The sequence below is a fragment of the Mycobacterium sp. NPDC048908 genome (genome assembly GCF_043197955.1).
Classification (GTDB): domain Bacteria; phylum Actinomycetota; class Actinomycetes; order Mycobacteriales; family Mycobacteriaceae; genus Mycobacterium.
Window position 1 is genome coordinate 513,273 of sequence record NZ_JBICUE010000001.1, and the last position, 15,220, is coordinate 528,492.

At 67.2% G+C, this 15,220-nt stretch carries 13 protein-coding genes; 12 read left to right on the forward strand and 1 reads right to left on the reverse strand.

From position 1 onward, the window contains the following. The first annotated feature begins 13 nt into the window (after window positions 1-13). From ACGFK1_RS02550 to smc, 11 genes are all read left to right on the forward strand, one after another. The gene (locus ACGFK1_RS02550; RefSeq protein WP_393425091.1) at window positions 14-3,397 is read left to right on the forward strand and encodes a pyruvate carboxylase; all 3,384 of its coding nucleotides are present in this window, start codon (window positions 14-16) and stop codon (window positions 3,395-3,397) included. Continuing rightward, window positions 3,394-3,948 (forward strand): 16S rRNA (guanine(966)-N(2))-methyltransferase RsmD, encoded by a 555-nt coding sequence (gene rsmD / locus ACGFK1_RS02555; RefSeq protein WP_393426301.1) that lies wholly within the window; start codon window positions 3,394-3,396, stop codon window positions 3,946-3,948. The genes ACGFK1_RS02550 and rsmD overlap by 4 nt, the downstream gene beginning before the upstream one ends. 22 nt (window positions 3,949-3,970) lie before the next feature. Further along, on the forward strand, window positions 3,971-4,447 hold the full coding sequence (gene coaD, locus ACGFK1_RS02560; protein ID WP_393425094.1) for a pantetheine-phosphate adenylyltransferase: 477 nt from the start codon (window positions 3,971-3,973) through the stop codon (window positions 4,445-4,447). Window positions 4,448-4,531: 84 nt separating this feature from the next. Further along, window positions 4,532-5,098 carry a hemerythrin domain-containing protein gene (locus tag ACGFK1_RS02565; RefSeq protein ID WP_393425097.1) on the forward strand — a complete coding sequence of 189 codons (567 nt, stop codon included), beginning with the start codon at window positions 4,532-4,534 and terminating at the stop codon, window positions 5,096-5,098. Window positions 5,099-5,350: 252 nt separating this feature from the next. Then, window positions 5,351-6,088: a cell division protein SepIVA gene (gene sepIVA, locus ACGFK1_RS02570; protein ID WP_393425101.1), complete on the forward strand. Its 738-nt coding sequence runs from the start codon at window positions 5,351-5,353 to the stop codon at window positions 6,086-6,088. Window positions 6,089-6,124: 36 nt separating this feature from the next. Beyond that, the gene (locus tag ACGFK1_RS02575) at window positions 6,125-6,709 is read left to right on the forward strand and encodes a YceD family protein (protein ID WP_393425104.1); all 585 of its coding nucleotides are present in this window, start codon (window positions 6,125-6,127) and stop codon (window positions 6,707-6,709) included. Next, window positions 6,706-7,407 carry a ribonuclease III gene (rnc, locus tag ACGFK1_RS02580; RefSeq protein WP_393425107.1) on the forward strand — a complete coding sequence of 234 codons (702 nt, stop codon included), beginning with the start codon at window positions 6,706-6,708 and terminating at the stop codon, window positions 7,405-7,407. Before ACGFK1_RS02575 ends, rnc begins: the two co-directional genes overlap by 4 nt. After that, window positions 7,400-8,257, forward strand: coding sequence for a DNA-formamidopyrimidine glycosylase (gene mutM, locus ACGFK1_RS02585; protein WP_393425110.1), 858 nt, complete (start codon window positions 7,400-7,402; stop codon window positions 8,255-8,257). Before rnc ends, mutM begins: the two co-directional genes overlap by 8 nt. Before the next feature lie 126 nt (window positions 8,258-8,383). Beyond that, on the forward strand, window positions 8,384-8,800 hold the full coding sequence (locus tag ACGFK1_RS02590; protein WP_393425113.1) for an OsmC family protein: 417 nt from the start codon (window positions 8,384-8,386) through the stop codon (window positions 8,798-8,800). Then, window positions 8,784-9,068, forward strand: coding sequence for an acylphosphatase (locus ACGFK1_RS02595; RefSeq protein ID WP_393425115.1), 285 nt, complete (start codon window positions 8,784-8,786; stop codon window positions 9,066-9,068). Before ACGFK1_RS02590 ends, ACGFK1_RS02595 begins: the two co-directional genes overlap by 17 nt. Before the next feature lie 26 nt (window positions 9,069-9,094). Then, entirely contained in the window at window positions 9,095-12,685 is a 3,591-nt protein-coding gene (gene smc / locus ACGFK1_RS02600; RefSeq protein WP_393425118.1) for a chromosome segregation protein SMC, read from the forward strand. A gap of 48 nt (window positions 12,686-12,733) precedes the next feature. Here the strand turns inward: smc and fni are convergent, their stop codons facing one another. Beyond that, entirely contained in the window at window positions 12,734-13,735 is a 1,002-nt protein-coding gene (gene fni, locus ACGFK1_RS02605) for a type 2 isopentenyl-diphosphate Delta-isomerase (protein WP_393426304.1), read from the reverse strand. Window positions 13,736-13,784: 49 nt separating this feature from the next. Here fni and ftsY point away from each other — a divergent pair, with 49 nt between their 5' ends. Next, window positions 13,785-15,125: a signal recognition particle-docking protein FtsY gene (gene ftsY, locus ACGFK1_RS02610; protein WP_393425121.1), complete on the forward strand. Its 1,341-nt coding sequence runs from the start codon at window positions 13,785-13,787 to the stop codon at window positions 15,123-15,125. Window positions 15,126-15,220 lie beyond the last annotated feature (95 nt).

The following is a 15,220-nucleotide window of genomic DNA, read 5'->3' on the forward strand; positions in this document are numbered from 1 at the left end:
ATAGGGTCAACAGGTGATTTCGAAGGTCTTGGTCGCCAACCGCGGGGAAATCGCGATCCGTGCCTTCCGGGCGGCCTATGAGATGGGCATCGCGACCGTGGCGGTCTACCCGTACGAGGACCGCAATTCGCTGCATCGGCTCAAAGCCGATGAGTCGTATCAGATCGGCGAGAAGGGCCATCCGGTTCGGGCGTATCTGTCGGTCGACGAAATCGTCCGCGTCGCCAGGCAAGCCGGCGCTGACGCGATCTACCCCGGCTACGGCTTCCTGTCGGAGAATCCGGACCTCGCTGCGGCGTGTGCGGCCGAGGGCATCACGTTCATCGGTCCCAACGCCGATATCCTCGAGCTGGCGGGCAACAAATCGCGCGCCATCGCGGCGGCGCGGGCCTCCGGGTTGCCGGTGCTGACCTCGTCGGCGCCGTCGTCGTCGGCCGATGAGCTGATGGCGGCGGCGGCGACGATGGATTTCCCGCTGTTCGTCAAGGCGGTGTCGGGCGGCGGCGGGCGCGGCATGCGGCGCGTCGCCGACATCACCTCGCTGCCGGAGGCCATCGAGGCCGCCTCGCGTGAAGCCGAGTCGGCGTTCGGGGATCCGACGTTGTACCTCGAGCAGGCGGTGATCAATCCGCGTCACATCGAAGTGCAGATCCTGGCCGACCGGCACGGCAACGTCATGCACTTGTTCGAACGCGATTGCAGCGTGCAGCGCAGGCACCAGAAGGTCATCGAACTGGCACCTGCGCCGAACCTGCCCGACGAGCTGCGGACCAAGATATGCGCGGACGCCGTCGCGTTCGCCCGCCAGATCGACTACACCTACGCGGGCACCGTCGAGTTCCTCCTCGATGAGCGCGGCCACTACGTGTTCATCGAGATGAACCCGCGGATCCAGGTGGAACACACCGTCACCGAAGAGATCACCGATGTCGACCTGGTCGCCAGTCAGATGCGCATCGCCGACGGCGAGTCGTTGGAAGAACTTGGGTTGAGCCAAGATTCGCTGCAGCTGCACGGAGCGGCCATGCAGTGCCGGATCACCACAGAGGATCCGGCCAACGGTTTCCGGCCGGACACCGGCAGGATCACGGGTTACCGGACGCCCGGCGGGGCGGGCATCCGGCTGGACGGCGGTACCCACCTCGGCGCCGAGATCAGCGCGCACTTCGACTCGATGCTGGTCAAGCTCACCTGTCGCGGTCGCGACTTCTCCACTGCGGTGGCCAGGGCGCGCCGCGCGCTGGCTGAGTTCCGCATCCGCGGAGTCTCGACCAACATCCCGTTCCTGCAAGCGGTGGTCAACGATCCGGACTTCCGCGCCGGACGCGTGACAACGTCGTTCATCAACGAGCGGCCGTATCTGCTGGCCGCGCGAACACCCGCCGACCGCGGCACCAAGATCTTGAACTACCTCGCGGATGTCACGGTCAATCAACCGCACGGCCCGCGGCCGTCGACGATCTATCCGCACGACAAGCTGCCGCAGATCGAACTCGACGCGGCACCGCAGCGTGGAAGCAAGCAGCTGCTCACCGAGCTCGGGCCCGAGGGCTTCGCCCGGTGGATGCGTGAGTCGAAGTCCGTCGGTGTCACCGATACGACGTTTCGCGATGCGCACCAGTCGCTGCTGGCTACCCGGCTTCGCACCACCGGCCTGTTGATGGTCGCGCCCTACATCGCGCGGATGACCCCGCAGCTGTTGTCCATCGAGTGCTGGGGTGGAGCGACTTACGATGTGGCGCTTCGCTTTCTGAAGGAAGACCCGTGGGAACGGTTGGCCGCGCTTCGCGAGGCGGTGCCCAACATCTGCCTGCAGATGCTGCTGCGGGGACGCAACACGGTGGGCTACACCCCATACCCGGAGACGGTCACCCACGCGTTCGTGCAGGAGGCCACGGCCACCGGCATCGACATCTACCGCATCTTCGACGCGTTGAACAACGTCGACTCGATGCGACCCGCAATCGACGCTGTGCGCGAAACCGGAACTGCGGTAGCCGAAGTCGCGATGAGTTACACCGGTGACATGTCCGACCCCGGCGAGAACCTGTACACGCTGGACTACTACCTCAAACTGGCCGAGCAGATCGTCGAAGCGGGCGCGCATGTGCTGGCGATCAAGGACATGGCGGGACTGCTGCGTCCGCAGGCCGCCCATCAGTTGGTCAGTGCGCTGCGTAGCCGGTTCGATCTGCCCGTGCACGTGCACACTCACGACACACCCGGCGGACAGTTGGCCACCTATCTGGCGGCGTGGCAGGCCGGCGCCAACGCTGTCGACGGCGCCTCGGGACCGTTGGCGGGCACCACCAGCCAGCCATCGCTGTCGTCGATCGTGGCGGCGGCCGCACACACCGCATACGACACCGGGCTGTCGTTGTCGGCGGTCTGCGATCTGGAGCCGTATTGGGAGGCGTTGCGAAAGGTCTACGCTCCGTTCGAATCCGGAGTTCCCGGCCCGACAGGGCGGGTGTACACCCACGAGATTCCCGGTGGACAGCTGTCGAACCTGCGCCAGCAGGCCATCGCCCTCGGGCTCGGTGACCGGTTCGAGGAGATCGAGGCCAGCTACGCGGCCGCAGACCGTCTGCTGGGCCGGCTGGTCAAGGTGACGCCGTCGTCGAAGGTGGTCGGCGACCTGGCGTTGGCGTTGGTCGGAGCGGGTGTCACCGCCGACGAATTCGCCGCCGACCCTGCGAAATTCGACATCCCGGACTCGGTCATCGGCTTCCTTCGCGGTGAACTCGGCGACCCGCCTGGCGGCTGGCCGGAACCCTTGCGCACCAAGGCGTTGGCCGGGCGCCCGCCGGCCAAGCCGACCGACGAACTGTCCGCCGACGACGAGGCGGCGCTCACCCAGGCGGGCCCGACGCGACAGGCCGCCCTGAATCGGCTGTTGTTCCCCGGCCCGACAAAGGAATTCGAGGCGCACCGGGAAACCTACGGCGACACCTCGAGTTTGTCGGCGAACCAGTTCTTCTACGGTCTGCGGCGCGGCGACGAGCACCGCGTCAAGCTGGAGCGCGGCGTCGAGTTGCTGATCGGACTCGAAGCGGTTTCCGAGGCCGACGAACGTGGCATGCGCACGGTGATGTGCATCCTCAACGGCCAACTGCGGCCGGTCGTCGTGCGCGACCGCAGCATCGCCAGCGATATCCCTGCCGCCGAAAAGGCCGACCGCGCCAACCCCGATCATGTCGCGGCGCCGTTCGCCGGTGTGGTCACCGTCGGGGTGTCCGACGGCGACCAGGTCGAGGCCGGCCAGACGATCGCCACCATCGAGGCGATGAAGATGGAGGCGGCGATCACCGCTCCCAAGGCAGGCAAGGTCAGCCGCGTCGCGGTGTCGGCCACCGCACAGGTCGAAGGCGGCGACCTGTTGGTGGTGGTCAGCTGACCCGCATTGTCGCCGGCGCGTTCGGTGGTAGGCGAATCGCTGTGCCGAGCACCGGAACTCGACCAACCACTGACCGGGTCCGTGAGTCGCTGTTCAACGTGCTGACGTCGCGCATCGACTTCACGGGCGCCGCGGTGCTCGACCTGTACGCGGGTTCGGGAGCGTTGGGTCTGGAGGCGCTGTCCAGGGGAGCGACGTCGGCGGTGTTCGTCGAATCCGACACCCGCGCCGCCGCGGTCGTCGCGAAGAACATCGCCGCGTTGGGCGTGCGGAGCGCCGACGTGCGGCGCGGTCCCGTCGCCGCCGTCTTGGCGGGCGGTGCGACGCGGCCGGTCGACCTCGTCTTCGCCGACCCGCCGTACGACGCCCCTGGCGCGGAGGTCGAGGCCATGCTCACCGCGTTGGACACCGGGGGATGGGCGCGCGCAGGCACCGTCGTCGTCGTGGAACGGGGAACGCAAGCGCCCGAGCTGCTCTGGCCCGACGGTTGGCGGCCATGGCCGACACGTCGGTACGGCGACACCCGCATCGAGTTGGCTGAGCGCACCTAGTGGCCATGTAGCGTCTCCGATCATGAGTGGCGCCGTCTGCCCTGGATCGTTCGACCCGGTGACCCTCGGCCATGTCGACATCTTCGAGCGCGCCGCCGCCCAGTTCGATGAGGTCGTGGTCGCGGTGCTGGTCAATCCGAACAAGCAGGGCATGTTCAGCCTCGACGAGCGCATGGCGATGATCCAGGAGTCGACATCGCACCTGCCCAACCTGCGGGTCGAGTCCGGCCAGGGACTGGTGGTCGACTTCGTCAAGGCCCATGGACTGACCGCGATCGTCAAGGGTCTGCGCACCGGTACCGACTTCGAATACGAACTGCAGATGGCCCAGATGAACAAGCACATCGCGGGCGTGGACACGTTCTTCGTCGCGACCACGCCGCAGTATTCGTTCGTGTCCTCCTCGCTGGCGAAAGAGGTTGCGACGCTGGGCGGTGACGTCTCCCAACTGTTGCCTGAGCCGGTCAACGTGCGCCTGCGGGCGAAGCTCAAGGGTTAATCACAGCGCTCCGCGGGTAGGTGTTCGGTGGCGCTCAGCCCCCTTGCGCCCAGTCAAACCCACGAATAGCGGAGGTGTATCGCCGTGGTCGAAACATTTGTTCAGTCGACGGACGACGTCGTGAAGTTCCTCAAGGACCAGCACAACCTGATCAAAGACTTGTTCGAAGAGGTGTTCTCGGCGTCTGAGCCGAAGGCCAGGGAGAAGGCGTTCATAGACCTTCGCCAGTTGTTGGCGGTGCATGAGACCGCCGAAGAAATGGTGGTGCACCCGCGGGCACGCCGCGAGGTCGCCAATGGCGACGAGATCGTGGACGCCCGGTTGAAGGAGGAGCACGCGGCCAAGGAACAGCTTTCCAAGCTGGAGGGCATGGACGTTTCGTCCAAGGAGTTCATCGACGAGCTGACGAAGTTCCGCGACGCGGTGGTAGACCACGCCGAACATGAGGAGAACGACGAGTTCAACAAGCTGCAGCGCGAGTTGGACAAAGACGACCTCGGCAGGATGGTCAAGGCCGTGCAGGCGGCCCAGGCGATCGCGCCCACCCGTCCGCACCCGGGTGTCGAGTCGGCGAAGATGAACTTCGCTGCCGGGCCGTTCGCGTCGATGCTCGACAGGGCCAGGGACCTGATCAAGCAGGCAGTGTCCTGAGTGTGCTGAACCTGACTGAAGCCGCCTTTCGCCTGCGGGCCACGGGCGTTTTCGGTTTGCTGAAGGCGGCGGTCGTGGCGTCGGCGCAACGTGTTGACATAATGTCGGCCAAGCAATTCAGACGGGAGTTGCGGCCTGGGGGAGCGCAGGCGTAGCAAAAGGGTCACGGCGACACACCGGCCCCGGAAGCTGAGTCACACGGGTAACACCAGGCACACTAGTAACTGTCAACTACGCCTGGAGGGTGTTGCCGTGTACCGAGTTTTTGAAGCGCTCGATGAGTTGGGCGCGATTGTCGAAGAAGCCCGCGGCGTGCCGATGACGGCGGGCTGCGTGGTGCCGCGCGGCGATGTCCTCGAGCTGATCGACGACATCAAGGACGCCATACCCGGTGAACTCGATGACGCCCAAGACGTCCTCGACGCCAGGGACGGGATGCTGCGTGAAGCCAAGGAGCACTCCGACCAGATGGTGGCGACCGCCACCGCCGAGGCCGATTCGTTGATCAACCATTCGCGCGCCGAGGCCGACCGGCTGCTCGCCGACGCCAAGGCGCAGGCCGACCGGATGGTGGCCGAGGCCCGTCAGCACAGCGAGCGGATGGTGGCAGAGGCCCGCGACGAGGCACAACGCGTTGTCGCGACCGCCAAACGTGAGTACGAGGCCAGCACGGGCCGCGCCAAAACCGAGGCCGACCGGCTGATCGAGAACGGCAACCTGGCCTACGAGAAGGCCGTGCAGGAAGGCATCAAGGAGCAACAGCGGCTGGTGTCGCAGACCGAGATCGTGCAGACCGCAACGGCAGAAGCCACCCGATTGATTGACTCGGCCCACGCCGAGGCCGACCGCCTGCGCGGCGAGTGCGACATCTACGTCGACAGCAAGCTCGCGGAGTTCGAGGACTTCCTGAACGGAACGCTGCGCTCGGTGGGCCGCGGGCGTCATCAGCTTCGCACTGCGGCGGGCACTCACGACTACGCCGCACGGTAGTCACGGGCCCGAGGGCCGGCCGTAGAATTCACATCCATGGCGACGCATGCGAATGCGGCGGCGCGCCGCGCCTCACGGTCGCCGCTGGTAATCAACATTTCCCGGTTGGGTCGTCGGCCCGGTTCGATGATGACCTTCTCCGAGACGGTGTCCAGCCCGTCGCGCATCGGTCTCGACCTGATCGGGGTCGAGGAAGGTGCGCCGCTGACGCTGGATCTGCGGATCGAATCCGTGTCGGAGGGGGTGCTGGTCAGCGGGACGGTATCCGCGCCGACGGCCGGTGAGTGCGCGCGTTGCCTGACCCCGGTCACCGGCGACGTCGAAATCCACCTCACCGAACTGTTCGCCTATCCGGACAGCACCACCGATGAGACCACCGAGTCCGACGAGGTGGGCCGCGTGATCGACGATTCCGTCGACCTGGAGCAGCCGATCATCGACGCGATCGGGCTGGCGCTGCCGTTCTCGCCGCTGTGCGGACCCGATTGTCAGGGGCTGTGCCCGCAGTGCGGGGTGCCGCTGGCCAGTCTGGAGGGGGAAGCGGAACCGGGGCATCACCACGAGCAGATCGATCCGCGGTGGGCCAAGCTCGCAGGTCTGCTGGACCAGGACAAGCCGTGACGGATCGGGGACCGCTGCTCAAAGCCCTGGGTGTCGATCTACCCCCCGAACTGTTGACCATCGCGCTGACCCATCGCAGCTATTCGTATGAGAACGGTGGGCTGCCGACCAACGAGCGCCTCGAGTTTCTCGGCGATGCCGTGCTGGGCCTGACCATCACCGAGGAGCTCTACCATCGGCACCCCGACCGCTCGGAGGGCGATCTGGCCAAGCTGCGCGCCAGCATCGTCAACACCCAAGCGCTGGCCCACGTCGGCAGGCAGCTCTCCGACGACGGTCTCGGAGCGTATTTGTTGTTGGGTAAGGGTGAGGAGCACTCGGGCGGTGCCGACAAGTCGAGCATCCTGGCCGACGGCGTCGAATCACTTTTGGGCGCAATCTATTTGGAGCACGGCATCAGTGTCGCGCGTGAGGTGATCATGCGGTTGTTCGGCACTCTGCTCGACACCGCCCCGACACTCGGCGCGGGTTTGGACTGGAAGAGCAGCCTGCAGGAGTTGACCGCCTCGCGGGGCATGGGAGCGCCGTCGTATGTGGTGACCTCCACCGGCCCCGACCACGACAAGGAGTTCACCGCGACGGTCGTGGTTGCCGACATCGAGTACGGCAAGGGCGTAGGGCGGACCAAGAAGGAGGCCGAGTTGAAGGCGGCCGCCGCCGCGTGGACCGCACTCTCCACCACCGGTGTAGATGCCTGAGCTGCCCGAAGTCGAGGTCGTCAGGCGCGGATTGGCGGCCCACGTGACGGGCAAAACCATCACCGCGGTGCGAGTCCACCATCCGCGTGCGGTGCGTCGGCACGAGGCGGGTCCGGCCGACCTGACCGCTCGGCTGCTCGACGCGAAGATCACCGGCACCGGGCGGCGCGGTAAGTACATGTGGCTGACGTTGGACGATGGCGCCGCGTTGGTGGTGCATCTCGGCATGAGCGGGCAGATGCTGCTGGGTGAGGTGCCCAACGAGAACCACTTGCGCATCGCCGCGCTGCTCGACGACGGCACCGCGCTGAGCTTCGTCGACCAGCGCACGTTCGGCGGCTGGATGCTCGCGGACCTCGTCACGGTGGACGGCACCGAGGTGCCGCTGCCCGTCGCGCACCTTGCCCGCGATCCGCTCGACGCTGCGTTCAACCGCGATGGCGTCGTTACGGTGTTGCACCGCAAGCATTCTGAGGTCAAGCGGCAGCTGCTCGACCAGACCGTGGTGTCGGGCATCGGCAACATCTACGCCGACGAGGCGCTGTGGCGCGCGCGTGTCAACGGTGCGCGGCTGGCGTCGTCGCTGTCTCGGGCGAAGTTGGCGGAGTTGCTCGACGCGGCCACGGAGGTGATGTCGGAGGCGCTTGGACAGGGCGGCACGTCGTTCGACTCGCTGTATGTCAACGTCAACGGCGAGTCCGGCTACTTCGACCGGTCGCTGGATGCCTACGGCCGCGAGGGTGAGCCCTGCCGGCGTTGTGGCGCGGTGATGCGGCGGGAAAAGTTCATGAATCGGTCATCGTTCTACTGCCCGAAATGCCAACCGCGCCCGCGCGTCCGCCGGGCCTGACTGCCACGAGTTTCGCCGAAATGCACGTTTTGTCCGGCGTCACTCGCACTTTCCCTACAAAACGTGCATTTCGGCTGGCCACGTGGCTGGGGAATGCCGGTGCGGCGGGCGCTGTAGAAATAAGGCGTGACCGAACTGTGGGTTGAGCGCACGGGCGTGCGCAGTTATACCGGGCGCAGCACGCGCGGTGCGGAAGTGCTTGTCGGCAACGAGGACGTCGAAGGCGTCTTCACCCCCGGCGAGCTGATGAAGATCGCGTTGGCGGCCTGCAGCGGGATGGCCAGCGATGCGCCCCTGCGCCGCCGCCTCGGCGACGACTACAAGACGACGATCAAGGTGTCCGGGGCCGCGGACCGCGAACAGGAGCGGTACCCCCTGCTCGAGGAGCGCATGGAACTCGACCTTTCAGGATTGTCTGCGGACGAGGTGGCGCGGGTACTCACGGTCGTCGAGCGGGCGATCGAGCAGGTGTGCACGGTCGGCCGCACCCTGCAATCTGGGACAAAAGTGACGTTTGAGGTTGGTGATGCAGGAGTTAGCTGAGGTACGGCTGACGGCGTGGGTACACGGCTACGTCCAGGGCGTCGGTTTCCGGTGGTGGACCCGCTCACGAGCGTTGGAACTCGGCCTGGTCGGATACGCCTCGAACAGGCCCGATGGCCGTGTCCAGGTGGTCGCGCAGGGTCAACGCGACGCCTGCGAAAAGTTGCTTGACCTGCTACAGGGCGGCCACACCCCGGGGCGGGTCGACAAGGTCATCGCGGACTGGTCAGAACCGGGCGACTCGCTTCAGGGGTTCACCGAACGTTAGCCTCCGCGGCGGTAGTGTGGCGCGTTGTGCACCTCAAGAGTCTGACGCTGAAGGGCTTCAAGTCCTTTGCCGCACCCACGACTCTGCGCTTCGAGCCGGGCATCACCTGCGTTGTCGGCCCCAACGGGTCGGGCAAGTCGAATGTGGTCGACGCGCTCACCTGGGTGATGGGCGAGCACAGCGCCAAGACGCTGCGCGGCGGCAAGATGGAGGACGTCATCTTCGCCGGGACGTCGTCGCGGGCTCCGCTGGGGCGCGCCGAAGTCACCGTGACCATCGACAACTCCGACAACGCGCTGCCGATCGAGTACTCAGAGGTGTCGATCACCCGGCGGATGTTCCGCGACGGCGCCAGTGAGTACGAAATCAACGGCAGCAGTTGCCGTTTGATGGACATCCAGGAGCTGCTTTCCGACTCCGGTATCGGTCGGGAGATGCACGTCATCGTCGGCCAGGGCAAGCTCTCCGAGATCCTCGAGTCGCGCCCCGAAGACCGCAGGGCGTTCATCGAAGAAGCAGCCGGCGTACTCAAGCACCGCAAGCGCAAGGAAAAGGCGGTCCGCAAGCTCGACTCGATGTCGGCCAACCTGGCCCGGCTGACCGACCTGACCACGGAGTTGCGCCGCCAACTCAAGCCGCTCGGCAGGCAGGCCGAGATGGCCAGGCGCGCCCAGACCATCCAGGCCGACCTGCGCGACGCCAGGCTTCGGCTGGCCGCCGACGATCTGGTCACCCGCAAGGCGGAGTTCGACAACACCGATCAGGCCGAAACCACCCTGCGCCGCGAACACGACGAGGCGGCGGGCCTACTCGAAGCCAAGACTGTCGAGTTGAATGCCCACGAAGCGGCGGTCACGACGCTCAGCGAGCGCGCCGAGGCCGCCCAGCAGACGTGGTTCCGGCTGTCGGCGCTGGCCGAACGGGTCAGCGCGACGGTGCGCATCGCGACTGAGCGCGCGCAGCACCTCGAGGCCGAGCCCGAAGCCTCCACCGGTCCCGATCCCGATGACCTCGAGGCCCAAGCCGACGAGGTGGCCGAGCAGGAGCGGCGACTGCTCGCCGAATTGACCGAATCCAGGGCGCACCTGGAATCGGCGCGCGCTGAACTGTCGGAATGCGAGCGCGTCGCCGCAGAGGCCGAACGCGCCCATCTGGCTGCGGCGCGGGCAGAAGCCGATCGTCGCGAAGGCTTGGCGCGGTTGGCGGGACAGGTCGACACCATGCGCACCCGCGTTGAGTCGATCGACGAAACCGTGGCGCGGCTGACCGGGGGCATCGACGAGGCCGGGGCCAAGGCGCAACAAATGCAGGCCGAGTTCGAGACGGTGCAGAGCCGCGTCGGCGAACTCGACGCCGGTGAGGTCGGCCTCGACGAGCACCACGATCGCACGGTCGCGGCGCTGCGGCTGGCCGACGAGCGGGTCGCGGAATTGCAGGCCGCCGAGCGCGCCGCCGAGCGGCAGGTTGCCTCGCTGCACGCCCGCATCGAGGCGTTGTCCGTCGGGCTCGACCGTAAGGACGGTGCCGCCTGGCTTCAGCAAAATCACGGTGACGCAAGGCTTTTCGGGTCGGTTGCCGACCTGCTCAAGGTGCGCTCCGGTTACGAGGCGGCGGTGGCCGCGGTGATGGGCGCTGCCGCCGATGCGCTTGCGGCGGAGAACTTCGGCGCAGCCCGGTCGGCCGTCGCGGCACTGAAGGAGTCCGACGGCGGGCGGGCGGCAATCGTGTTGAGCGACTGGCCGCACCACGCGGCGCCCCGCGACCCGTTGCCCCACGGGGCGTCGTGGGCGGTCGACCTCGTCGAGGCGCCGCATCGGCTGCAAGGCGCGATCACCGCGATGCTCTCCGGTGTCGTTGTGGTGCAAGACCTGTCGGCGGCACTGGATCTCGTCGCGTCGCGACCGCAACTGCGTGCCGTCACCGTTGACGGCGATCTGGTCGGCGCCGGCTGGGTCAGCGGCGGCTCGGACCGCAAGCCGAGCACGCTGGAGATCACCTCGGAGGTCGAGAAGGCGCGCGCCGAATTGGCCAGGGCCGAACGTCAGTCCGCCGAGCTGTCCGCGGCGCTGTCGGGCGCAGTGACCGAGCAGGCGGCCCGCCAGGACGCTGCCGAGCAGGCACTGGCCGCGCTCAACGAATCGGATGCCGCCATCTCGGCGATCTACGAACAGCTCGGCAGGCTCGGACAGGACGCCCGCGCCGCCGACGACGAGTGGCAGCGGCTCATCCAGCAGCGCGACGAGTTGGAGGCCGGGCGCAACCAAACCGTCGAGGAACTCGCAGAGCTCGAGCAGCGGCTGCACAACGCCCAGCAGGAGCCGACCTTCGAAGCCGAGCCCGTTGACCGTCAGGCGTCGATGGCCGCCGCGGAACACGCCCGCGCCTTCGAAGTGGAAGCCCGGCTGGCCGTGCGCACCGCCGAGGAACGCGCGAATGCCGTTCGCGGCCGGGCGGATTCGCTTCGCCGGGCGGCAGCGGCCGAGCGCGAGGCGCGGCTGCGTGCCCAGCGGGCGCGCGAGGCACGCGTACACGCCGCGGCGGTCGCGGCCGCGGTGGCCGAGTCAGGATGCGGTGTCGCGCAGCGGTTGAGCGCGGTGGTGGGCGTCGCCTCCCGCGCCCGTGACGAGGTCGCCGCCGAACGTCAGCACCGCGCAAGCGCGCTCACCAGAACGCGTGAGGAAGTCAACGAGCTGTCCGCCAAGATCACCAAGATCACCGACTCGCTGCATCGTGACGAAGTTGCCAAAGCCCAAGCGGCGCTTCGCATCGAGCAACTCGAGGCGACGGTGCTCGAACAGTTCGGGATGGCCACCGCCGACCTGATCGCCGAGTACGGGCCCGATGTGCCGTTGCCTCCTTCGGAATTGGAGATGGCGGAGTATGAGCAGGCACGTGAACGCGGCGAACAGGTGACCGCGCCCGCGCCGATGCCGTTCGACCGGCCCACCCAGGAGCGTCGCGCCAAGAAGGCCGAGCGTGAGCTCAACGAGCTGGGCCGCGTCAATCCTCTTGCGCTGGAAGAGTTCGCGGCGCTTGAGGAACGCTACAACTTTCTGTCGACCCAGCTCGAGGACGTCAAGGCGGCCCGCAAGGACCTGCTCGACGTCATCGCCGACGTCGACGAGCGGATCCTCCAGGTGTTCGCCGAGGCGTACGCCGATGTGGAACGTGAGTTCCAGACGGTGTTCGCGTCGCTGTTCCCCGGCGGCGAGGGACGTCTGCTGCTCACCGACCCCGATGACATGCTGACCACGGGCATCGAGGTCGAGGCCCGTCCGCCAGGCAAGAAGATCAAACGACTGTCGCTGCTGTCCGGTGGCGAGAAGTCGCTGACCGCAGTGGCGATGCTGGTGGCCATCTTCCGGGCGCGACCCTCGCCGTTCTATGTGATGGACGAGGTGGAGGCGGCGCTCGACGACGTGAATCTGCGCAGGCTGCTTGGGCTGTTCGAGCAGCTGCGGTCCCAGTCGCAGCTGATCGTGATCACCCACCAGAAGCCGACGATGGAGGTGGCCGACGCGCTGTACGGCGTCACGATGCGCGATGACGGCATCACTCAGGTGATCTCGCAGCGCATGCGGGGCCAGGAACTGGTCGGCGCCGTGTCCGCCAACTAGCGATTTGTGTGCGTTCGCGAGCGGTGAGCGCTCTGAAACGCGCACAAATCACAGCTTGGTGACCCCGCGGCGGCGTAGCGCCGCGAGATTCGCGGCGCCGCAGCCGTGCAGGCACACCAGCAGCTCGTCGATGAACCGCTGCAGCCAATCAACCACCGCCGCAGGCGATTCGATCGCAGGCGCCAACAGTGGCCGAGCCACCGCCACCGCGTCGGCGCCCATCGCCAACGCCTTCGCGGCGTCCATGCCGGTGCGGATGCCGCCGGACGCGACGATCGATACGTCGGGCAACATGTGGTGCACCTCAAGCAGGGCCTCCGCGGTGGGGATCCCCCACTCGGCCAACGCGGGATAGCGAATCTCGCCATACCGCACGAACTGTTCGACGCGCGCCCACGACGTCCCGCCGGCGCCCGCGACGTCCACGGCCGCGATGGGCGAGTCCACCAATTCCGCCGCTGCCGCCGCGCCGATGCCGTGACCGACTTCCTTGAGCATCACCGGATAACCGATCGATCCCGCGATGTCGCGCAACCGCGACACCGATCCCGAGAAGTCGGTGTCACCCTCGTGTTGCAGCGCTTCCTGCAGCGGGTTGGTATGCACCGCAAGGGCATTCGCGCCGACGTGGTCGAGCGCCGTTTCGAGGTCGGGGACCATCACGGCGTTGAGCTGAGCCAGCCCGATGTTGCCGATCAACAGCACATCGGGCGCGACGTCGCGCACCCTGAACGACGACGATGCCGCACCCTTGTCCAGCATGATGCGTTGCGATCCGAGCATCATGCCGACGCCGAGCTGCTGTGCGGCCACGGCCAGATTGCGGTTGATGAGTTCCGACAGCTCGGCGCCGCCCGTCATGGCGCCGATCAACACCGGCGCGCGCAACGGCACGCCGAGGAACTCGGTGGCCAGATCGACGCTACCGAGATCCGTCTGAGTCAGCGCGTTGTACGGCAGTCGGTAGCGCTCCAACCCGGTGGTGACCGTCTGAAAATCGACCGCCTCGGACAGGCACACGTCGATGTGCCGCCGTTTGCGGGTCTCCATCCCGCCGGGGTCGGACGTCACCGGCTATGCCCCCTGAGACAATGGCGTCGTGTCTGAAGCTGTGTGGATCGCAATCGCGGTCATTGCCATTCTGCTCGTGGTTGCGCTGGTCGTCGGGCTGGTGCGATACCGGCGTCGGCGTGTCAACTTGTCCTCACCAGACACTGCCACCCCTATCGACCGCTCCGGCGGATATACCGCGTCTTCGGGCATCACGTTCACGCAGTCGGCCCCGGCGGAACCGGTTGACCGCATCGACACCAGCGGCCTGCCCGCCGTCGGCGATGATGCCACCGTTCCGCGGGACGCGCCGAAACGCCCCATCGCCGACGTCAAGCTGCCAGAACCGACCGTCGAGCGCGTCGAGCCCGTAGCGCCTCCCGAGGTGCCCCCTGTAGCTCCGCAGGTGCCCGCCGAGGCACCCACCGTCGAGGAAGTGGCGCCGACCCCGCCCGATATCGCCGCCATTGCGCCTCCAGAGGGCCGCCTGGACCGACTGCGGGGCCGCCTGGCCAAGTCGCAGAACACGCTGGGCCGCGGCATGCTCGGCCTGCTTGGCGGCGGCGATCTCGACGAGGAGTCCTGGGAAGCGGTCGAGGACACGCTGCTGATCGCCGACCTCGGCCCGGTTGTCACCGAATCGGTGGTGTCGTCGCTGCGCTCTCGGATGGCCAGCAGCCGTGTGCGCACCGAGGCCGACGCCAAGGCCGTCGTCCGCGACGTGCTCATCGAGGAGCTTCGACCGGAGCTGGACCGGTCGATCAAGGCGCTGCCGCACCACGACAAGCCGTCGGTGCTGCTGGTCGTGGGTGTCAACGGCACGGGTAAGACCACGACGGTCGGCAAGCTGGCCCGTGTGCTGGTCGCCGACGGCCGCCGCGTGGTGCTCGGTGCCGCCGACACGTTCCGCGCGGCCGCGGCCGACCAATTGCAGACCTGGGCGTCCCGGGTGGGGGCCGAGGTGGTGCGCGGCGCCGAGGGCGCCGATCCGGCGTCCGTGGCGTTCGACGCCGTCGACAAGGGCATCGATTCGGGCGCGGACGTCGTCGTCATCGATACGGCGGGCCGGCTACACACCAAGACCGGCCTGATGGACGAACTGGGCAAGGTCAAGCGCGTGGTCAGCAAGAGGGCAGAGGTCGACGAGGTACTGCTGGTGCTCGACGCGACAATCGGGCAGAACAGCCTGCCTCAGGCCCGGGTGTTTGCTGACGTCGTCGACATCACCGGCGTGGCGCTGACCAAACTCGACGGCACCGCCAAAGGCGGCATCGTCTTTCGGGTGCAGCAGGAGTTGGGCGTGCCCGTCAAACTCGTCGGCCTCGGCGAAGGCCCCGACGATCTCGCTCCCTTCGAACCCGCGGCCTTCGTCGACGCGCTGCTCGGTTGACGCACGACGGCGAAAACCGCACGACGTAACACCCGCGAAACGTCATCTACTAATCCGTTCACACGAGCGAAACACCGCGGCGTCTTAACCGAAAC

Excerpts from the sequence above, each read along its gene's own strand:
- coaD (WP_393425094.1), top strand. The coding sequence starts at position 3,971 with ATGAGTGGCGCCGTCTGCCCTGGATCGTTCGACCCGGTGACCCTCGGC.
- ACGFK1_RS02575 (WP_393425104.1), top strand. The coding sequence starts at position 6,125 with ATGGCGACGCATGCGAATGCGGCGGCGCGCCGCGCCTCACGGTCGCCG.
- mutM (WP_393425110.1), top strand. The coding sequence starts at position 7,400 with ATGCCTGAGCTGCCCGAAGTCGAGGTCGTCAGGCGCGGATTGGCGGCC.
- ACGFK1_RS02595 (WP_393425115.1), top strand. The coding sequence starts at position 8,784 with ATGCAGGAGTTAGCTGAGGTACGGCTGACGGCGTGGGTACACGGCTAC.
- fni (WP_393426304.1), bottom strand. The coding sequence starts at position 13,735 with ATGGAGACCCGCAAACGGCGGCACATCGACGTGTGCCTGTCCGAGGCG.